A 22,041-nucleotide genomic window follows, 5' to 3' on the forward strand; every position below is an offset into this window, starting at 1 on the left:
AAAGAGGTCGTCTGAAATTTTGAGTTTGATTCCTGGGCAAAGCTCACGCTACGGGTTTCAGACGACCCCTGCCATCTCCCTTTTACATCTCTTCCAGTTTCGCAAACTTGGTGTCCAGCTCTTTCACGCCTTGTTTGCCGAAATTGATGGTCAGGCGGGCGGATTCGCCTTTGTCCACGGCATCGATGACGACGCCGGTGCCGAATTTGGCGTGGCGGACGTTTTGTCCGATGCGGAAGCCTGCGTAGGTTTGGGGCTGTTTGTAGTCGTCGATGATTTTGTCTTTGGGCGCGGCGGTTGGACGCGGGCTGCCGTAGCTGTCGTAGGCGGCCTTTTTGACGGTCAGGTAGTGCAGCACTTCGGGCGGGATTTCTTCGACGAAGCGGGAGACGATGCCGAATTGGGTTTGTCCGTGCAGCATTCTTTGCTGCGCCATGGTGATGTAGAGGCGTTTGCGGGCGCGGGTGATGGCGACGTACATGAGGCGGCGTTCTTCTTCGAGGCCGCCGCGTTCGGCAAGGCTCATTTCGCTGGGGAAGCGGCCTTCTTCCATGCCGGTGAGGAAGACGGCGTTAAATTCCAAGCCTTTGGCGGCGTGGACGGTCATGAGTTGGACGGCTTTTTCGCCCGCGCCTGCTTGGTTTTCGCCGGATTCGAGGGCGGCGTTGCTTAGGAAGGCGAGGATGGGGAAGGCGGGGTCGTCTGAAATGTTGTCGGGCAGGATTTCGAAGTTGCTGTCTTCGGGTTTGAACTCGATGGCGGCGTTGACGAGTTCGTCGAGGTTGTCGAGGCGGTCTTGGTTGTCGCCTTTTTGGGTTCGGTAGTGTTCGGTCAGGCCGCTGTCTTTGAGGATGCCGACGATGATTTCGGGCAGGGGCAGTTGTCCGACTTGGTTGCGCAGGGCTTCAATCAGGCGGACGAAGGCGGCGATTTTGGCGGCTTTTGCGCCGGCATTGCAGGCTGCCTGCCAGAGGGTGATGCCTTGTTCGTTTGAGGCCGTCTGAAGGTTTTCGATGGTGCGCGCGCCGATGCCGCGCGGCGGGAAGTTGATGACTCGCAAGAGGGCGTTGTCGTCGTCGGGATTGACGGCAAGGCGCAGGTAGGCGAGCGCGTGTTTGATTTCTTGGCGTTCGTAAAAGCGCAGGCCGCCGTAGATTTTGTAGGGGATGCCGCTGCGGAACAGGCTTTGTTCGATAACGCGGGATTGGGCGTTGCTGCGGTAGAGGACGGCGATTTCGTCCAAATCCCAGCCTTCGCGTTCGAGGGCTTTGGTTTCGTCCACGATGAATTGGGCTTCTTCGAGGTCGGTAAAGGCGGAGTAGTAACGGATTTTGTCGCCTGCTTCGGCGTCGGTGCGCAGGTTTTTGCCGAGGCGTTCGTCGTTGTTTTCAATCACGGCATTGGCGGCGGCAAGGATATTGCCGACGGAGCGGTAGTTTTGTTCGAGTTTGACGGGGGCGTCGATGTGGAATTCTTCCATCAGCGCGGTCATGTTGCCGACGTGTGCGCCGCGGAACCGGTAGATGCTTTGGTCGTCGTCGCCGACGGCAAAGACTGCCGCGTTGCCGCCCGCCATGAGTTTGAGCCACGCGTATTGCAGTTTGTTGGTGTCTTGGAATTCGTCGACCAGAATGTGGTTGAAGCGGTTTTGGTAGTGCTGGCGCAGGATTTCGTTGCTTTGCAGCATTTCGTAGCTGCGGAGCATGAGTTCGGCGAAATCGACCACGCCTTCGCGTTGGCAGATTTTGTCGTATTCGGCGTAGCACTCAATCATGCGGCTTGTATGCGGGTCGGGCGCGCTCAACACGGAAGCGCGCAAACCGGCTTCTTTTTGCGCGTTGATAAAGCCTTGCAGCGAACGAGGGGCGATGATTTCTTCGGCGATGTTGAGGCTTTTGAGCAGGCGTTTGATGAGGGAAAGCTGGTCGCCGCTGTCGAGGATTTGAAAGGAAGAGGGCAAACCAGCGTCGCGGTGGTGCAGGCGTAAAAAGCGGTGGCAGAGACCGTGGAACGTGCCGAGCCACATGGCGCGGACGTTGATGGGAATCATCGCGCCGAGTCGGGTTTGCATTTCTTTGGCGGCTTTGTTGGTAAACGTTACCGCCATAATGCTGTGTACGCTTGCCTGACCGGTTTGCAGCAGCCATGCGATGCGCGTGGTCAGCACTCGCGTTTTGCCGCTACCCGCGCCCGCCAGCACAAGGGCGGATTGCGGCGGCCAGGTTACGGCGGAAAGTTGTTCGGGGTTCAAGCCTTGCAGCAGATTGGGGGCGGATTGGTCGGGAAACATGGGAAGAGGCCGTCTGAAAAATGGGAATACGGTATTTTAATGGAAACGGCAAAGGTCGTCTGAAAAGATGTTTCAGACGACCTTTCTCTTCATTGCCAGCCATCCGTTTACCATCATCAGACTCAACCCCAACCAGATAAATCCATAGCTGATTAATGCCCCGCTCTCCAAAGGTTCGCCCAGCCACGCAATCGAAATGATAAACAGCAAGACCGGTTCCAAATAGCTCAACATACCGAATACGGCAATGGGTAATAATTGGCTTGCTTTTAAATTCAAATGCATGGCGACCGCGCTATTGATACCCAGCAGAACGATAAAGCCGATAAGTTTTGGGGTCGACGCAATCAAATTAATGGTATCGGTTTGCGTCAGAATATAAAACAAGGCACAAGGCGCAATCACGAGCAAATCAAACGTCAGCCCTATCAATGCCGGCACGCCCAGTTTGCGGCGCACCAAATAATAGATGGGGTACGTCCCGAATACCCATACCGTCGCCCATGAAAATGCGCCGGATCGTACCAACTCCCATACCACGCCCAAACATGCCGATACGACCGCTACCGTTTGCAGACGGTTAAGCGTTTCCTTAAACCAAATCCTGCCGCACGCCAGCATCGCCAATGGGAACAGGAAATAGCCCATTGCCACATTCACGCCTTCGCCATTGACCGGCGACCATACAAACAGCCAAAGCTGACTTGCGAAAACAGGCGTGGGCAACATAATCAAAAACCAACGTTTCCAATTCCTGCCCGTTTCACGAACAAACTGCCCTGCCGCCTTCCAGCCATCGCTCATGCCCATCAATACGCATATGGCCGCCAACATTGCAACCATGCGCCAAGCGAAAACTTCCGTCCCGGTCATCGGATGCATCCAAGTTCCGTACAGAAACAGCATGGAAAACAATAAATTGGAAGCTACCGCCGCCACAAGCCCCTTTGAGAAATCCGTCATTTTCAGACGACCCCGCAAAAAACTTTATTGTATCAATGGGGAATGCGAAAAGAAATTTCATATTTTCGACATTTAAAGAAATAGAAAAACTTAACGCGAATCCTGCCGTCTCAACTTACTATCTCTCAGCCGTTCGCCCTCTTTCAACCAGTCTCAAAAATGCATAGGCAATTCAAGAGATGCAACAAATAAAAAAAGCCCTGCATTGCAGGGCTTTTTGAGATTCCAAAAACGAATTAACGTTTGGAGAATTGTTTTGCGCGACGTGCTTTGCGCAGACCTGGTTTTTTACGTTCAACTTCACGGGCATCGCGAGTCACGAAACCGGCTTGAGACAAGGCAGGTTTCAACGCAGCGTCGAAGTCGATCAGGGCGCGGGTAATGCCGTGACGGATAGCACCGGATTGACCGGTTTCACCGCCGCCGATAACGTTGACTTTGATGTCGAACGCTTCAGCGTTTTCAGTCAAAACCAAAGGTTGGCGAACAACCATGCGGCTGGTTTCGCGAGCGAAGAATTCGTCAACGGGACGACCGTTTACGATGATTTGGCCGGTACCTTTAGTCAGGAATACACGAGCCACTGAACTTTTGCGGCGGCCTGTGCCGTAGTAGTATTTACCGTTCATGTCGTGTCCTTATTTCAATTCCAAAACTTTGGGTTGTTGTGCGGCATGGGCGTGTTCTGCACCAGCGTACACTTTCAGTTTTTTGATCATGGCGTAACCCAATGGACCTTTAGGCAACATGCCTTTTACGGCTTGTTCCAAAGCGCGACCCGGGAATTGCTCTTGCATTTCGCGGAAAGTACGCTCGTAGATACCGCCGGGGAAACCGGAGTGACGGAAGTATTTTTTGTCTTCGAATTTGGCACCGGTTACACGCAGTTTGTCCGCGTTGATGACGATGATGTAGTCGCCGGTGTCAACGTGGGGAGTGTATTCAGGTTTGTGCTTGCCACGCAGACGGTGTGCGACTTCGGCCGCAACGCGACCCAGAACTTTGTCTTGGGCGTCGATAACGAACCATTCGCGCTTCACCTCGTGGGGTTTCGCTGAAAAGGTTTTCATAGTGGAAATCCAGATAGATATAGAAAGTTGTGAATTTTAAAGATGGGATTGGCTTTTGTCAATCGGATTGGGGTCGTCTGAAAGTGTTTTTTCTATGATGGCGGTTTTATGCATAGGGAGATGTTGTTTTTAAGCTGGAAAACATTACTGATGATTCAAAATATTGGGATGTGTTTTTTAATTTTATGCTTGGTTTTCAGACGACTTCGAAGCCGATGATAAATGAAAGCCATGCCGCAATCGGGCATGGCTTGATATGGGGAATCCCCGCGAGAGCCGTTTTGGCTGAATCCGCTTGAACCTTGTTGACAAGGCGGTCACCTCGGGCAGCTTCGGGTGCATCTAAGGATAGACACTCGCGCCCACTGCAACTCCCGGCAACCTTAAGCGAACTTATTGGTTCAAAGGAATATATGCCTTCACGGACACCGCAGGGAAAAAGAAAAATCAGTTTTGCTCCAACCGCGCCAAAGCTTTTTGGCAGGCGTTGTTCATGTCAGTTATTTTACGCTCAAATTCGCCTATTGCCAAATCGTCTTTGAGTGTGATTTTAAGGAGGTCGTGGACGACGTTGAGCGCGGTCATAATGGCGATTTTATCGCTGCCGACAATGCGTCCGCTCTCTTTGATGGCGGCACTTTTTTTGTTGAGCATATCAACGGCTTGGAGCAGGGTATCTTTTTCTTCGCTCGGCGTGTTGATGGTGAAATTGACATTCATGATGTCGAGGCTGACTTGTTCGATACTCATGGCGTGTCCTTATGATTGTGTTTCTTGCGGCAGACGGGAAATGAGCTGGCGGATTTTTTCTGCAGTCTGTTCCAACGCGCTGCGGTATTGTTCTTTTTCGGCATTAAGATTGTCGATTTTGCCTTGAAGGTCTTCTTTGAGTTTGCCGACTTGTACAAGCAGCGCTTCGCTCAATTCGTCAACGGCGGCTTCGTGTTCGCGCTTTTGTTGTTCATGCTCGAGCTTGAGGCGGTCGATTTCTTCGTTAAGGCGGCGGTTTTCACCAACAAGGGTTTCAAATTTTTGGGCCAGCTGGTAAACGCTGACTTCCAAGGTGTCGAGTGATTGATTCATGTATAGGCTTCCGTATTGCCGCGAGGTGGCAGGCGGTCAGGATATTAGGATGATGATGCAGGGATGTCAATCGCTGCCAAATCTTGAGGTCGTCTGAAATCTTTTGGTTTGATGTTTTCAGACGACCTTTGCCGTTCGGTCTTACTCAAAGCGCGCGCTGCGCTCCATGAGTCTTTCTGCAACTTGCTGCGGAGTCATTTCCTTGCGGATGAGTTGCAGCAGGGTTTGGGTGATGGGCATGTCGATTTGGTATTTCACAGCAGTGTTAAACACTTCTTCGATGGTGCTGACACCTTCGGAAACATGGCCGATTTCCACCAACACTTGATGCAGTTCTTTTCCTTCTGCCAAACCCAAACCGACACGGCGGTTGCGCGAAAGCGCGCCGGTACAGGTCAGGATAAGGTCGCCGATGCCGGCAAGCCCCATCATGGTCTTAGGCTGCGCGCCCATAGCCATGGCAAGACGGGTAATCTCGGCGAGACCGCGCGTCACCAGTGCCGCACGCGCATTGAGTCCGTATTCGAGACCGTCGGAAAGGCCGGTAGCAATTGCCATCACATTTTTGACAGCCCCGCCGACTGCCACGCCGATCACGTCCGTACTACCGTAGAGACGCATTACGTTGGTGTTGAGTTGCGGCACCAATTCCTCGATCCACTCCTGATTTTCTGAGGCGACAACCACAGCGCAAGGCAGTTGTTTGGCGAGTTCTTGAGCAAAGCTCGGACCTGACAGTACACCGATTTTTTTGTTCTCAGGCAATACTTCTTTCAATACTTGGAAGGTCAACAGCCCTGTATCTTGTTCAAAGCCTTTGCAGGCAGCGAGGACGGGAACGTGGTCGGCATTGTGTTGTTTGAGGAGTTCTGCGCTGCTTCTCAAACCCGCGACAGAAGTTACGACAAGGACGAGTTCGCTGTCTTTGAGTGCATCACCCAAATCAGCGTAAATGTTTAAAGATTCAGGAAAAGGGAAACCGGGCAGGCCGTGTTTGTTTTCACGTTCTGCCTGCAATGTACGGACTTGTTCGGGATTGCGTGTCCAAAGGGCGAGTTCGTTGCCGTGGCTGGCAAAGTGCAGGGCAAGGGCTGTACCCCAAGAACCTGCGCCGATGACGGTGATTTTCATTGTATGTCTTCCAACGGTAAATTGTCGTTTAATTTAAACCAATCGGCTTGGCAGCGCAAGCGATAGAGACCTATTCAACATGAAAAACGCATGAAGGCGCAGGCGGCTATCGCATATATTGCCTATCGCTATTGAAAAATTGATGTTGATTTACCGCAAAGGTCGAACCGTACTTACCGTCTATACTTCACGAATAAAAAAGCCGGACATATTAAACGGACGCAAATAAAGCGAAATACCACTCCCTATTTTCGTCCGCCATCCATCACGGCAATTAACGGAAACGGTACTTATTCATAATAATATCCACTACAAAAAAGGAACACGCCATGAACTACCGCAACACCCGACTACTCCTGTCGCTTGCCGTTTTATCCGCATTAGCCGCCTGTGGCGGACAGGAAAGCAAGGAACAAAAACCTGCTTCCGCACCGACCGAAGCCTCTGCCGTTCAGACGCCCCCTGACGCTGCTTCGGCTGCCTCAGCAGCGTCGTCCCAAGCCGCCGTTGACAAGCAATGCTTCTCCTGAAGACCAAGAGTTGCTAAAACGTGCGCAAGGCATCTTCAAACCACTACCAAGCGCCGAAGAAATGCAGAAACTGCGCCCGTTTACTGAAGAACAGGTCAAACTCGGCCATCAATTATGGTATGAACCGCGCCTCTCTAAAGGCAGCACCGTAAGCTGCAACTCCTGCCACAACCTCGCCACCGCAGGCGTGGACAACTTGCCGACCAGCCAAGGCCATAAAGGACAGTTTGGCGGACGCAACTCCCCGACCGCTTTAAACGCCGCCTTGCTCGGCATGCAGTTCTGGGACGGCCGCGCGGCCGACGTTGAAGAACAAGCCGGCGGACCGTTGGTCAACCCTGTGGAAATGGCAAACGACTCGCAAGAAGCAGCCGCTGCCAAAATTGCCAAAATCCCCGAATATCAAGAACTGTTTAAAACCGCCTTCCCTGAAGACGGCGCAGTTTCCTTCAAAAACATCACCACCGCCCTGGGCGCATTCGAACGCACCCTGCTGACGCCGACCAAATGGGATGACTACCTCAAAGGCAACGTCAACGCTCTGAACGAACAAGAGCGCAAAGGCGTGCGCGCCTTTATGGACAGCGGCTGTATCGCCTGCCACAGCGGTGTCAACCTCGGCGGCACAACTTTCCAAAAATTCGGTTTGGTTCAAGGTCCGTACTGGAAATTCATTGAAGATCCGAAACAAGACAAAGGTCGTGCCGACGTAACTAAAAAAGCCGAAGACGAATTCTTCTTCCGCGTCCCAGGCTTGCGTAACGTCGCCAAAACTTATCCATATTTCCACAACGGCAGCGTTTGGGAATTGGACAAAGCCGTTACCATCATGGGTAAAGCGCAGCTGGGTAAAGACCTGACTCCGGAAGAAACCGAAAACATCGTTGCCTTCCTGAAAACACTGTCCGGCAGCGTTTCCGAATCTGCCCGCACCGTACCCGAACTGCCTTTGTCTGCTCCGATGGAATCCCATCCGAACAATAAATAAGCAGTAAATGAATGAAGGTCGTCTGAAAATTCAGGTTCAACAAAGCCCAAAGCTTTAGAGAACAGGATTTCAGACGACCTTTATGCCGTTTCATGACCTGACATCATTCAAAGTCTGCATCCCTTTTACCGCAAATGACACGCCGGACAAGACGCGGCACTCTGTGTAATGAAACACATACTACTCAAACAACTTCATTTCAAAACAACCCCAACGATCTGATTTATTTAAAATTTTTTAAAATTCTCCAGCATCCGGATTTTCAGTTCAAAAAATCACTCCCCGAATACCATCTCTCAAATACCCTTAGTCGGTTGACGGCAGCAAGGCAAAATGTTGAAATACATATCTAGGATAAAAAATAAAAAGCGTTGACCAAACGCCTATAAACACACCACAAAATCCGTTCAGACGACCCTTCTTCGCCTCCTTACCAAACCAAACGTCGTCTGAAATCACATAGTGGATGAACAAGAAGCAGTTGACAGCGTAATGTATGCCAAGCCGCACCGCTTCAAGCCCAATCCACCATAAAACTAATTAACATACATTGCACCATGACCTTACTCGGCCTCAAACTCAGGCAGACCCAACAACTCAACCAACGTCTGCAACAATCCCTGCGCATCCTGCAAATGTCCGGTATCGAACTTGAACGCGAGGTCGAAGACTGGTTGCAGGACAATCCCCTGCTCGAACGTCCCGAAGCCGACGAATTTGCCGACGCAGAGTTCAATCACGGTACAACCATGCCGCGCAGCAACCACCTCGGCGGCGACGATGCCGAAGATGCGTGGCTCAACATCGCCAAAGAAGAAGATTTCAACCAATACCTGCACGCCCAAGTGTGCGAACACCCCCTTTCCGACAAAGAAGCCGCCTACGTCCACATCCTTATCGACTTCCTTGACGACCAGGGCTATTTCACCGACAGCATTCAAGACGTTATCGACAACACACCCTTGGAATGGATGCTGGACGAAGATGAGCTGCAAAACGCCCTCGACCTTTTGCAGACCTTCGACCCGCCGGGCGTTGCCGCTGCCGACCTGACCGAATCCCTGATGCTCCAACTCATGCGCCTGCCCGCCAGCCCCGCGCGTCAAGCTGCCGCCCACCTTATCCAAAGCTCGCTGCACGACTTAGGCAAAAACCGCAAACAAAACATCATCCGCTTCCGCAAACTCTTTCCCGAAATCGACAGCGAAACCATAGAAGCCGCGCTCGACATCATCGCCACGCTCAACCCCTACCCCGCCTACGGTTTCGCCTCCTCCGAACCGACAGCCTACATCCAGCCAGACGTTTGGGTCAAAGAAGGCAAAGACGGCTGGAAAGTCATCGGCAACGAAGCCGCCTGGCCCAAGCTGCAACTCAACCGCGAATACTGCGAACTCATGAAATCCGCAGAAGACGGCGCACCCGAGTGGAAAGAAAAAATCAACGAAGCCAAGCAGCGCATCGACTCTCTCGAACTGCGCAAAAGCACCGTCATCCGCCTTGCCGAACACATCGTCAAAAATCAGGAAGACTTCTTCATCTTCGGCGAAATCGGACTCGCACCCATGCTCATGAAAGACGCAGCCGCCGAATTGGGGCTTGCCGAAAGTACCATTTCGCGCGCCGCCAACCAGAAATATTTGTCTTGCCCGCGCGGACTATTTGCGTTACGCTATTTCTTCACACAGGCAGTCAATTCCGAAGGCGACAAAGAAGGCTTAAGCCAAGGCGCGATCAAAGCCGTTTTGGGGCAGATTATCGAAAACGAAGACAGCAGCAAGCCCCATTCCGACGAAACCCTTGTCCGCCTCCTCAAACAACAGGGCATAGACATCGCCCGCCGCACCGTCACCAAATACAGGGAATCGCTCGACATCCCGCCGGCACACAAACGCAAACTTACCGAATGACAGTTTTAAACCGCAGTTTTCCCGTTCCGTTTCTGACGGACTGAACCCCACCGAAGGAGCTGTATTATGAATCTGAAAATCACCGGTCTGAATTTCGACGTTACCGAGGCCATCAAAAACTACGTTTCCGAAAAATTGGAACGCATCAACCGCCACGCAGCCAACGCCATTTCCGTTACCATTACCCTTTCCGTGGAAAAACTCAATCAACAGGCTGAAGCAGACATCCATTTGGCGGGCAAAGATCTCCACGTCGAGGCCGTTGAACAAGATATGTACGCCGCCATTGATGTTCTGATGGACAAGCTCGACCGCGCGGTGCTGAAACATAAAGAAAAAAGCGGCGATGTCCGCAGCACGGTAAAACCCGCCGCCGAATAGTTCACCACTCTAAAGGTCGTCTGAAAACCTATTTTCAGATGACCTTTACATTAAATTTCCTTTTGTAGTACCAACCCACATCTCACCCAATCTCATCAACTCATTCCTGAGTTTCTCACCCATAGTGCATTGAATTTAATAGAACATGGTAAAGCAACGCCGTCCTGTTAAAATTTATTCACATATTACCCAAAATCCAATACATCCCACCTCGATACCTTATCCCACAACCCGTCCACTTGCATGAAAACGGAATGAAAGATAACATTCCCGTCCTTGCAGCTGGGATAAAATATAGTGGATTAAATTTAAATCAGGACAAGCCGACGAAGCCGCAGATAGTACAGATAGAGACCTTTGCAAAATTCCCCAAAATCCAGATAGTACGGAAAGGCGAGGCAGCGCCGTACTGGTTTAAAGTTAATCCACTATAAAACCGCCCGCTGCCGACCTATTCATTCACTTTCATCTAGGTAGTTTATTCATGGATCAAAATAACACTCCACACCCTAATGTACCCAATGACACTGCAGTCATGACCGTCAAGGATTGGATCATCACACTCCTGATACTCGCTATTCCTATAGTAAACCCTATCATGATATTTGTCTGGGCATTTGGGGACGGCAATAAAAACCGCAAACACCTCATGCAAGCTTATTTGTGGATTGCTCTGGTTTGCCTCATTATCATGATCCCACTAGTATTTTTTATAATGACACGCTTTCCTGCCGCAGTAATGCAGCAACACAATTTGGGACAGCCTGCATATGAAGCACCAATGAACAACATGCCTTCTGAAAAATTTGATGCCAACAGCCTCCCTGAGCAAGACTCATCTGCTGATAATATGTTGGAACAAGAAAGCGAAGCTGCCTCAGAAGTTCCTGAAGAAGTTCCTGAAAACGCTGAAGCTGCCCAATAATCAGAATTTGCCCCAGCAAGTCAAAAGGTTGTCTGAAACAGATTTCAGACAACCTTTTAATATTATCCAATACTGACTAACAATACCGCTACTCGCCCTCCCCATATGAAGCAGTGCTATAAAATGTAAAGACGACACAGCGGGATAAAACAACACTGTATACTGCATTTTCACACACACCTTCCTCACAACACACATAAGGAGATAAGCAATATGGGTTGGCTTACTACCATCATCATTGGCTTTGTAATTGGCGTATTGGCAAAATTCCTGCATCCGGGTAGAGACAACTTAGGCTTCATCATGACTACCCTGTTAGGCATCGGTGGTTCCGCACTGGCCGGTTTTGTCGGACAAAAAGCAGGTTGGTATAACGTCGGAGAACCGGCGGGCTGGATTGCTTCCACCGTATTTGCCGTCATTATCTTGGCAATTTATACACGCAAGTTTAAAAAACGCTAAAACCTATAACCATAACACGTTGTGAACTTTGATATCGTTCTTCAACGATTCAAATACAAACAGGCTGTTTATAAAGGAACACCCAATATACCGATGCAAGGCGGGCAAGCCGCAGATGATTACCGCAAGCCAACCTTGTAGCAGTACATACAGATTCCCTTATATTCAGCCTGCTTTATGCAGACACCACATGAAACGACTCTTACCTTATCTAAAATCCCTTACCCAAGCCCTCCTTCTCTTTATTCTGATTTCCGTAGCCGTTGACTGGTGGCGCAAACCCAATCAGCCGATGCAAGCCTCATCGGAACCCCTCCATGTTATCAATGGAAACAGCACTTCCCTTGAAACACTCAGCAAAGAGCGCATTGCTGTCGTCTATTTCTGGGGAACATGGTGCCATATCTGCTCATACACATCCCCGACAATCGACCGCCTACATCAAAACGGCATTCCTGCGCTCGGTGTCGCCGTACATTCCGGCTCCGATACAGAGATTCAGTCCTACATGAAGGAACACCAACTGCAATTCCCGACAGCCAACGATTCAGACGACCAATTAGCAACCAACTGGAAGATCGCCGTTACCCCGACCATCATCTTGATTAAAAACGGCAAAATGATACATCACACCTCAGGATTGAGCAGTTACTGGGGCTTACGCAGCCGAATCTGGCTGATGGCCCTCTTCTACTGACCAAGCCCCTATTAAAATCCTTAAAATATAAAGAACCCAAATACCATACGGCATATCCATCGCTTCAAAATATATTCGTTTTTTAAAGAAACGAATTACTCAAAAAATCCGTACTTGATGATTTTGTTGAGATTGCACAGAAAATAGACTAAGATAGGATTATAAGAAAACTTGGGAACATTATTATCAAAACAAACTGTTTAGCGTATTCCCAAGATACCCAAACAATGATGCTTTTGTTCCTATATATCCTTGCCGCCCCAATGACGGCTTATAATCAAAAAACGCCTTTTACATACCTGCCTCGCGCTTCAACGGTTTGATTTTTGATAACAATGGAGACTTATAATGCCTAACCAATCTAAACATGCATCTATCAATATTGGACTGATTCAAGCCCGAGAAGCGTTGATGACCCAATTCCGCCCTATTCTGAACCAAGCCAATATTACCGACCAACAATGGCGTATCATCCGTCTTCTGGCAGAAAACGGCACATTAGACTTTCAAGACCTCGCCAACCAAGCCTGTATCCTGCGCCCCAGCCTGACCGGCATCCTGACCCGACTCGAAAAAGCAGGTTTGGCGGTACGACTGAAACCTTCCAACGACCAACGCCGCGTTTACCTGAAACTGACTCAAGAAGGCGAAAAACTGTACGAAACCATAGGCGCGCAAGTAGACGAACGCTACGACGCCATCGAAAAAATCTTATCCAAAGAAAAAATGCTCGAACTGAAAGAGCTGCTGCTCCAACTCGCGCAAATTGAGCAGGCACTAAAATAAAAGAAACTGAATGACAGATTCCGCACACACACTCAAGAGTCCATTTCGAGATGCTATGGCATCCTGCGCCGCAGGCGTCCACGTCATCACAACAGACGGACAGTCCGGACGTTACGGTATCACCATGACAGCCGTAGCGCCAATTACCGACGAGCCGCCTACCGTCATGTTATGCATCAACCGGCAGGCAGGCATCATTCCCATATTGCAGGCAAACCGAAACCTCTGTATCAACACCCTGTCAGAAAATCAACAAGACGTCGCCGAACACTTCGCAGGGCTTACCAACCTTTCCCCCGAAGAACGCTTCGAATACCACATTTGGCATAGAGGGCAAACCGGTCAACTCGAAGTTGAAGGCGCACTGGCTCATTTACACGGTCACATTATCGAGCAACACGAAATCGGCACACATTTCATCTTTTATGTCCGCATCGATGAAATCACCACGACCCACACCGACAACCCGGCACTGCTGTATTTCCGCCGACAATTCAAATCATTAGCCTAAACACAAGGTCGTCTGAAAACCCATCTTTGTTTTCAGGCGACCTCTTGATTTCGTATTCCCTCATCAACGACCAATTAATACACCAATAACCAAAGCATCATTCTCTTTGAACCCTGACGGCACAACACTGTATACTTTCACATCAAATGACTATAATCCCATCCCAAACAAGGACAGCCATGAAAGCAATGATACTGGCAGCAGGACGCGGAGAAAGGATGCGCCCCCTGACCGACCACACACCCAAACCACTTCTCAAAGTCGGCAGCGAACCACTCATCGGCTGGCATATACGTCGTCTGAAAAACGCAGGTTTTACCGAAATTGTCATCAATCACGCATGGCTAGGCGAACAAATCGAAGCCACACTTGGTACCGGCGCGCAATACGGAGTCAACATAGCCTACTCCCCCGAATCAGCAGGCGGATTGGAGACTGCCGGTGGAATCGCTACCGCCTTACCCTTACTGGGCGATGCCCCTTTCCTTGTTATTAACGGAGATGTTCTGACCGATATCGATTTCAACTCCGCCCGACAAGCTGCTGCATCCCTACAAACCTCCAACCTACTGGCCCATATTTGGTTAGTCCCCAACCCACCACACAACCCGAAGGGTGATTTTTCCATCTCCCCTGATGGACAGGTGCACTCTAATAAAACCGAGGGAATCGTGCTAACCTTCAGCGGCGTAGGCATATACCATCCCGACCTCTTCCAAAACACACCCGCCAATCAAATCGCCAAACTCGCACCTCTATTGCGGGAAGCCATGAACCAACACCGCGTTACCGGCGAACAACACAATGGATTATGGCTGGATGTCGGCACAACGGAACGACTGAAAACAGCAAATGAACTTGCTGCAAACTGGGATTAACATTCACCATTCTGCTCGCTTGCATCCATTGAGACATAATATAAAGTCTGGAAATATAATTACATAAAGTACTATATTCCTATCGATAATTTATTACATAAAAACTCTATATTTCAAATAATATTTTGATATCGATTATGATGACTTTGGATACAGTTTCTTTTGCAAGAAAATTTATTACAGCATCCGCGCATTCATCCTGAAATATGGATCGTATTTTTATTCCACACCTATTGTATTTCTTGCATCCACACACCAAATATGAATCATCCTTGATTCAATTATCCCCCCATTAACCAGAGATACGCCATGAATATTGCAGCCATTCAAACTGCACTGGAAGCAGTACAAATTCTCAACACCACACGCACGCTCGGCAGTGAAAAAGCCATCAAACTACTAGAAGAACGCGCAGACGGTCTCCATATCGGACTCAAATTCGGATTCCCTGTCGGCCATATCGCCGCCGACATCGCCAACAGCCTGCAAGAAGCCGTCATCGGCATCACAGGCGATGCACACATCCACCTCAGCATCGATACTGAAATCACAACGCACAAAGTACAGCCCGGCGTTGCCACCATCAAAGGCGTCAAAAACATTATCGCCGTTGCATCCGGCAAAGGCGGTGTCGGCAAATCCACCACCACAGCCAATCTCGCCACCGCCATGGCACGCATGGGCGCGCGCGTAGGCGTGTTGGATGCCGACCTCTACGGTCCGAGCCAGCCAACCATGTTGGGCGTGCAAGACCGCAAACCTGACCAACAAAACAAAAAACTGATTCCCGTCGAAGCCGACAGCGGCATCCAAGTGATGTCCATCGGCTTTCTGGTCGATACCGACCAAGCCGTCGTTTGGCGCGGCCCGATGGTCAGCCAAGCCTTGCAGCAGTTGATGTTCCAAAGCGAGTGGGATGAAGTGGACTACCTTTTCATCGACCTACCACCAGGTACTGGCGACATCCAACTCACCCTATCGCAAAAAATCCCCGTAACCGGCTCGGTCGTCGTTACCACGCCACAAGACATCGCCCTGATTGACGCACGCAAGGCAGTCGATATGTTCCACAAAGTCAATATTCCGATTTTTGGTGTACTGGAAAACATGTCGGTACATATCTGCTCCAACTGCGGTCACGCCGAAGCTATTTTCGGTTCTGAAGGCGGCAAAAACTTGGCAGGTCGTCTGAATGTCCCGCTGCTCGGACAGCTCCCGTTAAGCCTGCCCGTACGCGAAGCAATGGATGACGGCGCGGCGAAACAGTTGTTTGACGACCATCCCGCCATTGCCAAAATCTACACCGACGCAGCCTTCCAAATCGCACTGACCATTGCAGACAAAGGCAAAGATTTCAGCAGCCGTTTCCCCAAAATCGTAATTGAATGATGCAACGATAAACAAATAAAGCCCGATCGCAATAATCGGGCTTTATTTGTGACTAAAAGGTCGTCTGAAAACTCGGAATTGTCTTTACAAATCTCAGCTTATTCCAATATATACCATCCAAACAAAAACACCTCTTATCTACATCATGGCACAAGTATCGAAAATACAACACAAATCTATGGAATAATTAACAGAGATATAAAAAAGAAAAATATCGTTTCCAGTAGAAAAAATTTATCTTCATATAAAATTTTCTACCATATTAAATATATTAAATGCCACACTTGATTTTACCAATGTCTCATCTAAAAAATTAAGACATTTTAAATTACTTAAAAATAAAAAAGCGCAATTTAAAATCAAAACAACCCAAAAAACATAAATACATAATACATGTTATTATTTTTTTTGTTATATATTACATATAGATAATGAGGGAACCGATTGTTTTTTTATAATGAAGTTAATATTTGATAAAAAAAAATAATAAATACAAAATAAGGAACTTCATATAATGGTCATCATGTACGGAGTAGTAAATCGTGCTTCGAACCATTTATTTTCTGAATCAATTTTATTTTTTAGAAATAAAATTTTATGTATTTCACTACTGCCCAACGACCAGTGGTATACATATTAGATAAACGGCATATATTTGTCAATCAAAATATGCAAAATATATAGATTCATCCATATTATTATTTATGTGTTTTTATCAGGGAGATAATTATGAAACACAAAACACACATGAATCGTTTTACCGCGCTCAACAAAACAGTGGCTTTGTCATTGGCAGCCGCAGGTCTTGTCTCTGCTTCGCCTGCGTTTGCAGCAGCGCTGACAAATGCTTCTTATGTAAGCATTAACGATAACAACGAACCTGTTCGTGGCAACTACGACAGCAAGGGCGCAACCGGCCGTTACGGTGTAGCTGTCGGCGTTAACGCCAGCGCACAAAGCCTCAGCACCGTTGCAATTGGTTCTGAAACTACTGCTAAAGATGAATCTGCCACTGCAGTTGGCACACTCTCCAAGGCTGAAGGCACTGCTGCTGCTGCTTTCGGTCAAGGTGCCAATGCAACTGCTAATGCAGCTACTGCAATCGGTCGCCAAGCTGCTGCCAAAGGCAACAGCAGCACCGCAGTAGGCTCTGCTTCTGTAGCTGATGGCTTGTCTTCTACTGCATTTGGTTCTGGCTCAAACGCTACAGCTCCCGCTTCTACTGCGGTCGGACAAGGCACTCAAGCAACTGGCGCTTACACTGTTGCAGTAGGTCAAAAAGCTCAAGCCAAGGGTATTTCTTCAGCTGCTGTAGGCTCTGCTTCTGTTGCCGAAGGTAACTATTCGATTGCTACAGGTGCCGCCTCCCAAGCTACCGGAAACGCCAGCGTAGCTTCTGGTCTGCAGGCTCAAGCTAAAGGCGGTTCTTCTGTAGCTATCGGGCGCGGAGCGATTGCAAGTGATGAATACTCTGTTGCTTTAGGCGCAGGTTCTACTACTTCTACTGCAGTAGGTACAAATACCGCTACTGTAAACGGTGTAACTTACAGCGGCTTTGCCGGCACCACTCCTACATCCACAGTGAGTGTAGGTTCAGCAGGCAACGAACGTACAGTTACTAACGTTGCAGCAGGTCGCATCACTCCTACTAGCACAGACGCCATCAACGGCAGCCAACTGTACCAAGTAGCCGCACAAACAAACGGTAACAGCGTCGTTATCAATAATCTCCAAGACCGTATCAACGACATGAACAAAGACCTGCGTGCAGGTATCGCTGGTGCTACGGCAATTGGCTTCCTGCAACGTCCGAACGAAGCAGGTAAAAGCATCGTTTCTGCAGCTGTAGGCGGCTATCGTGGTCAACAAGCAATCGCTGTTGGCTATGCACACAATTCCGATAACAACAAATGGTCTATTAAAACTGGCGTAAGCGTAAACACCCGCAAAGATGTTAACTGGGGCGGAAGCGTCGGCTACCAATGGTAAGACCTAGAGGGGATGACTTAAAAGCATCTCTATCTATCAAAGATTTGATATAAAAGGAAAAAACATGAAATTATCGAAATTTGTATTGCCTGCAATTGCAGCACTCGCCTTGGCAGCATGTGGTAATCTGAGCAAAGTTAGCAAAGAAGGTACTACTGACAATCCGGTATGGCCTGATGCAGCAAAAACCACCTTCCGTCACGATGGTACCCAACATGGTTCTTGGCCTAACTGGGATAATGTCCGCCAAATTGAAGCTGGCATGAACAAAGACCAAATCTATGAATTGATTGGACGTCCTCATTTCCAAGAAGGTCTATATGGTGTACGTGAGTGGGACTACTTGTTCAACTACCGTGAAAATGGTGAACACAAAACCTGCCAATTCAAAATTCTGTTTGATAAAAACAAGGATGCACAATCATTCTATTGGATGCCTGAAGGCTGCGGTCCGAAAAAAGCAGAACCTCAAGTTGTTCGCGAAGTCATTATCCGCGAAGTTGCACCTGCTCCTGTACAGACTCGCATTCGCCAATAAGTTCATCAACTAATGAACTGAGTTCCTACTTTAATTTATTGAAATAGTCGCTCAAATCTAATTAAAGCCGAATCATGTATTCAAACATGACCCGGCTTTTAGCATTTTTAGTTTCAGACGACCTATATGTGCATATTCCGATCATACTGTCTCTTAAATACCACCAAATTATCTCGCTAAAAACAGCACCCAAAGCAATCATTCAAGGATTAGCCTCATACAAAGTTTCGCCGAGAAGTGTTGCAACTGCATTGTTTGCCTTATAATAACGGCTCTTTAGAAGTTTCCAATATTTCCCTCCTATAATATTCCGCATAAATAAGGGGATTGCACATAATAGCGGAATATCATATTATCTTTTAGTAATAAAATAAAAACACTTAGAATAAAATTCCCTTTTAATACAGCTAAATACAAAAATCTTGAGTAAACAACAGGAACTACTCCTTTGTGAAATAATTTCTCAGCAGACTATCTGAGAATATCTGGCTGTGTAAAAGGTTATACAAGAAACGGACAATTGAATAATGAGTATCGGACTATTACGCGTACTGCTTCAAAGCCAAACCATTACAAATGCACAAGCTGAACATTACGGCAGCGCCTTAAAAACAGGTAAAGAAATATTACCCATGCTTTTTGCGGATGGCATCATCTCCCCTAAAAGTTTAGGTGAATTAGTTGCGCGTGTATTCAGCTACCCATTATTGGATTTGCATCATTACCCTCGCAGCAACATCATTACTGATGTTTTGAGCGAAGAACAAATGGTTCAAAATCGCTGCATCCCCATATTTCGTCGCGGTCGTAAAGTTTATCTGGCCGTATCCGATCCGACGCAAATCCAAAACTTTCAAAAAATCACTTTTTCTTCGGGTGTTACGATAGATTTGGTTGTTGTACCCGACGACCAATTAAGCTCTCTCTTGGAGTGGTTGGGACAACGTTCCACCACCATTTTAAAAGAGATCAGTGAAGAACAAGAAGCTACGCAACCCTCACAAGCTCTCTACATTGACAATGAAGAAGCTGAAGATGGTCCTATCCCTCGTTTTATTCACAAAACTTTATCGGATGCACTAAATGCAGGCGCATCTGATATACATTTTGAATTTTACGAACAAATGGCTCGTGTCCGTTTTCGCGTAGACGGACAGCTAAGAGAAGTGGTTCAACCGCCTGTTGCAGTACGCGGACAGCTGGCTTCACGCATCAAAGTAATGGCGCGTTTGGATATTTCTGAAAAACGTGTACCACAAGATGGTCGCATTCAGATTGCTTTCCATAAACATGGTCGCCCCATTGATTTCCGCGTGAGTACGCTACCCACCCTTTTTGGTGAAAAAGTAGTAATGCGTATTCTGAATTCTGATGCGGCAACTTTAAATATTGACCAGTTGGGATTCGAGCCTTTCCAAAAAGAAATGCTGCTTGAGGCCATTCATCGCCCTTATGGCATGGTATTGGTAACAGGTCCGACAGGTTCAGGTAAAACCGTATCGCTTTATACTTGTCTGAATATTTTAAATACAGAAGACGTCAATATTTCCACTGCAGAAGACCCTGCGGAGATTAATTTGCCTGGTATCAACCAAGTCAACGTCAATGATAAACAAGGTTTGACTTTTGCTGCAGCATTGAAATCTTTCTTGCGTCAAGACCCTGATATCATCATGGTCGGTGAGATTCGTGATTTGGAAACTGCGGATATTGCCATCAAAGCGGCACAAACCGGACATATGGTGTTTTCAACTTTGCACACTAATAACGCACCTGCAACACTGTCCCGTATGTTGAACATGGGTGTTGCTCCGTTCAATATAGCCAGTTCCGTCAGCTTGATTATGGCACAACGATTATTACGTCGTCTTTGTCCAAGCTGTAAACGTGAGATTGAACGTCCTCCAGTTCCTGCATTGAAAAAAGCAGGCTTTACAGATGAAGACTTGGCAAAAGATTGGAAACTCTACCGTCCTGTTGGTTGCGACAGTTGTCGTGGCAAAGGCTTTAAAGGTCGTGTCGGCGTCTACGAAGTCATGCCGATTACTGAGGAAATGCAACGTATCATTATGAATAATGGTACGGAAGTTGATATTATGAACATGGCCTATAAAGAAGGTATGGTCGATTTGCGCCGTGCAGGTTTGTTAAAAGCTATGCAGGGTTTGACTTCATTAGAAGAAGTCATTGCTCACACTAACGATTAAACCATTGAATCGAAGAAATACGGGGACTTTTGTTTTCTTCATTCTTAAACATTAAACCAAGGGGTAACAAAATGGCTCAAGCAGAGCAAAAAAAAGGCTTATTCGCTCAAAAAAACAAAGGTAAACGTTTTACGTTTGAAGGTAAAAATACCAATACAGATCAATTAGTCCGAGGTGAAGTAGTCGCCAAAGACGAAGAAGAAGCGCGTAAAAAGCTCCAACGCCGCGGGATACGTCCTTTACGTATCAGTAAAGTAAAGGCAACTAAAAAGCGTCGTATTACTCAGGAAGACATCACTGTCTTTACCCGTCAACTCGCCACCATGATGAAAGCAGGTCTGCCTTTAATGCAGGCTTTTGAAATTGTCGCACGCGGACACTCTAACCCATCTATGACTGAAATGTTGATGCAAGTCCGTGCAGATGTGGAACAAGGTAGTGCATTAGGTAAATCATTTGCCAAATACCCAAAATATTTCGACCGTTTTTATTGCAATCTGATTGCAGCCGGTGAAGCTGGCGGTGTTTTAGAAAGCCTATTGGATAAACTTGCTGTATATAAAGAAAAAACACAAGCCATTAAGAAAAAAGTAAAAACCGCACTGACATATCCGATTTCCATTGTAGTTGTTGCAATAGCATTGATCTTCGTGATGATGCGTTGGGTACTGCCCGAATTTGGTAAAGTTTATGCTGGGATGGGTGCTGAATTGCCTGGTTTAACCAAAATTGTTATGGATATTTCTAAAATATTCGTGGAATATGGGTGGCTGATGATTGTTATGGTGATTACCATTTGTTTTGGTGTTTATAAACTACATGAAAAATCACCAAATTTCCAGAAACGTATAGATGCAATGGTTTTACGTTTACCAATTTTTGGTCAAATTGTCCGTAAAGCAACTATTGCTCGCTGGGCTCGTACCACTTCCACCCTGTTCGCAGCAGGTGTACCTTTGGTAGAAGTTTTAGATTCAGTAGCAGGTGCAGCTGGTAATATCCTTTACGAAGAAGCGACACAGGACATTCGTGCAAAAGTTACTCAGGGTCTTTCTTTAACTTCAAGTATGCAAAGTACGGATATGTTCCCCAATATGGTTATTCAAATGGCTGCTATTGGTGAAGAATCCGGCTCCCTCGATGATATGCTGAATAAGGCTGCTGAATTTTACGAGGATGAAGTTGATAACTCTGTAGCACAATTATCCTCACTGATGGAGCCCATTATTATGGTAGTCTTAGGCTCTATCATCGGCACACTGTTGGTAGCAATGTATCTGCCGCTGTTTAACCTCGGCAACGTAGTAGGTTAA

General features: G+C 47.7%; 20 protein-coding genes, 1 other RNA gene and 1 pseudogene. 14 read left to right on the plus strand and 8 right to left on the minus strand.

Annotated features, from left to right (window positions below):
- Positions 1-82: 82 nt before the first annotated feature.
- From uvrD to HMPREF2572_RS02205, 8 genes are all read right to left on the minus strand, one after another.
- On the minus strand, positions 83-2,290 hold the full coding sequence (gene uvrD, locus HMPREF2572_RS02170; RefSeq protein ID WP_070495992.1) for a DNA helicase II: 2,208 nt from the start codon (positions 2,288-2,290) through the stop codon (positions 83-85).
- Positions 2,291-2,362: 72 nt separating this feature from the next.
- A complete protein-coding gene (gene rarD / locus HMPREF2572_RS02175; RefSeq protein ID WP_070495994.1) occupies positions 2,363-3,253 on the minus strand; it encodes an EamA family transporter RarD in 891 nt (296 codons plus the stop codon).
- Between the two features lie 236 nt (positions 3,254-3,489).
- Entirely contained in the window at positions 3,490-3,882 is a 393-nt protein-coding gene (gene rpsI, locus HMPREF2572_RS02180) for a 30S ribosomal protein S9 (protein ID WP_003744048.1), read from the minus strand.
- A 9-nt stretch (positions 3,883-3,891) separates the two neighbouring features.
- The gene (gene rplM / locus HMPREF2572_RS02185) at positions 3,892-4,323 is read right to left on the minus strand and encodes a 50S ribosomal protein L13 (protein WP_003744049.1); all 432 of its coding nucleotides are present in this window, start codon (positions 4,321-4,323) and stop codon (positions 3,892-3,894) included.
- Positions 4,324-4,583: 260 nt separating this feature from the next.
- Positions 4,584-4,763, minus strand: a non-coding RNA gene (gene ssrS, locus HMPREF2572_RS02190) — 6S RNA.
- 7 nt (positions 4,764-4,770) lie between these two features.
- Entirely contained in the window at positions 4,771-5,073 is a 303-nt protein-coding gene (locus tag HMPREF2572_RS02195) for a cell division protein ZapA (RefSeq protein WP_003744050.1), read from the minus strand.
- A gap of 9 nt (positions 5,074-5,082) precedes the next feature.
- Positions 5,083-5,406, minus strand: coding sequence for a hypothetical protein (locus HMPREF2572_RS02200; RefSeq protein ID WP_019271148.1), 324 nt, complete (start codon positions 5,404-5,406; stop codon positions 5,083-5,085).
- Positions 5,407-5,547: 141 nt separating this feature from the next.
- On the minus strand, positions 5,548-6,537 hold the full coding sequence (locus HMPREF2572_RS02205) for an NAD(P)H-dependent glycerol-3-phosphate dehydrogenase (RefSeq protein ID WP_070495996.1): 990 nt from the start codon (positions 6,535-6,537) through the stop codon (positions 5,548-5,550).
- Positions 6,538-6,866: 329 nt separating this feature from the next.
- On the opposite strand from HMPREF2572_RS02205, the pseudogene HMPREF2572_RS02210 reads away from it, so the two are divergent.
- The 14 genes and pseudogenes from HMPREF2572_RS02210 to HMPREF2572_RS02280 all read left to right on the plus strand — a co-directional run bounded on the left by HMPREF2572_RS02210 (position 6,867) and on the right by HMPREF2572_RS02280 (position 22,041).
- Positions 6,867-8,055 (plus strand): annotated as a pseudogene (locus HMPREF2572_RS02210) (cytochrome-c peroxidase).
- 557 nt (positions 8,056-8,612) lie between these two features.
- Positions 8,613-9,965 carry an RNA polymerase factor sigma-54 gene (gene rpoN / locus HMPREF2572_RS02215; RefSeq protein ID WP_070495998.1) on the plus strand — a complete coding sequence of 451 codons (1,353 nt, stop codon included), beginning with the start codon at positions 8,613-8,615 and terminating at the stop codon, positions 9,963-9,965.
- A 66-nt stretch (positions 9,966-10,031) separates the two neighbouring features.
- The gene (gene raiA / locus HMPREF2572_RS02220) at positions 10,032-10,346 is read left to right on the plus strand and encodes a ribosome hibernation-promoting factor, HPF/YfiA family (RefSeq protein WP_003743812.1); all 315 of its coding nucleotides are present in this window, start codon (positions 10,032-10,034) and stop codon (positions 10,344-10,346) included.
- A gap of 484 nt (positions 10,347-10,830) precedes the next feature.
- Positions 10,831-11,271: a hypothetical protein gene (locus HMPREF2572_RS02230; RefSeq protein ID WP_070496002.1), complete on the plus strand. Its 441-nt coding sequence runs from the start codon at positions 10,831-10,833 to the stop codon at positions 11,269-11,271.
- 213 nt (positions 11,272-11,484) lie between these two features.
- On the plus strand, positions 11,485-11,733 hold the full coding sequence (locus HMPREF2572_RS02235) for a GlsB/YeaQ/YmgE family stress response membrane protein (protein ID WP_070496004.1): 249 nt from the start codon (positions 11,485-11,487) through the stop codon (positions 11,731-11,733).
- 190 nt (positions 11,734-11,923) lie between these two features.
- Positions 11,924-12,430, plus strand: a complete 507-nt coding sequence (locus HMPREF2572_RS02240) for a protein disulfide oxidoreductase (RefSeq protein ID WP_070496006.1) — start codon at positions 11,924-11,926, stop codon at positions 12,428-12,430.
- Between the two features lie 348 nt (positions 12,431-12,778).
- The gene (gene hpaR, locus HMPREF2572_RS02245; protein ID WP_070496009.1) at positions 12,779-13,216 is read left to right on the plus strand and encodes a homoprotocatechuate degradation operon regulator HpaR; all 438 of its coding nucleotides are present in this window, start codon (positions 12,779-12,781) and stop codon (positions 13,214-13,216) included.
- A gap of 10 nt (positions 13,217-13,226) precedes the next feature.
- Positions 13,227-13,727 (plus strand): 4-hydroxyphenylacetate 3-monooxygenase, reductase component, encoded by a 501-nt coding sequence (gene hpaC / locus HMPREF2572_RS02250; protein ID WP_070496011.1) that lies wholly within the window; start codon positions 13,227-13,229, stop codon positions 13,725-13,727.
- 179 nt (positions 13,728-13,906) lie between these two features.
- Positions 13,907-14,605, plus strand: a complete 699-nt coding sequence (gene murU, locus HMPREF2572_RS02255; protein ID WP_070496014.1) for an N-acetylmuramate alpha-1-phosphate uridylyltransferase MurU — start codon at positions 13,907-13,909, stop codon at positions 14,603-14,605.
- 309 nt (positions 14,606-14,914) lie between these two features.
- Positions 14,915-15,994 (plus strand): iron-sulfur cluster carrier protein ApbC, encoded by a 1,080-nt coding sequence (gene apbC, locus HMPREF2572_RS02260; RefSeq protein ID WP_070496017.1) that lies wholly within the window; start codon positions 14,915-14,917, stop codon positions 15,992-15,994.
- 729 nt (positions 15,995-16,723) lie between these two features.
- A complete protein-coding gene (locus HMPREF2572_RS02265; protein ID WP_070496019.1) occupies positions 16,724-17,983 on the plus strand; it encodes a YadA family autotransporter adhesin in 1,260 nt (419 codons plus the stop codon).
- Positions 17,984-18,047: 64 nt separating this feature from the next.
- Positions 18,048-18,521: an outer membrane protein assembly factor BamE gene (gene bamE / locus HMPREF2572_RS02270; protein ID WP_070496021.1), complete on the plus strand. Its 474-nt coding sequence runs from the start codon at positions 18,048-18,050 to the stop codon at positions 18,519-18,521.
- A gap of 527 nt (positions 18,522-19,048) precedes the next feature.
- A complete protein-coding gene (gene pilB, locus HMPREF2572_RS02275; RefSeq protein ID WP_070496023.1) occupies positions 19,049-20,728 on the plus strand; it encodes a type IV-A pilus assembly ATPase PilB in 1,680 nt (559 codons plus the stop codon).
- 71 nt (positions 20,729-20,799) lie between these two features.
- Entirely contained in the window at positions 20,800-22,041 is a 1,242-nt protein-coding gene (locus HMPREF2572_RS02280; protein WP_070496025.1) for a type II secretion system F family protein, read from the plus strand.

Source organism: Neisseria sp. HMSC064E01, assembly GCF_001808875.1.
Lineage (GTDB): Bacteria > Pseudomonadota > Gammaproteobacteria > Burkholderiales > Neisseriaceae > Neisseria > Neisseria sicca_A.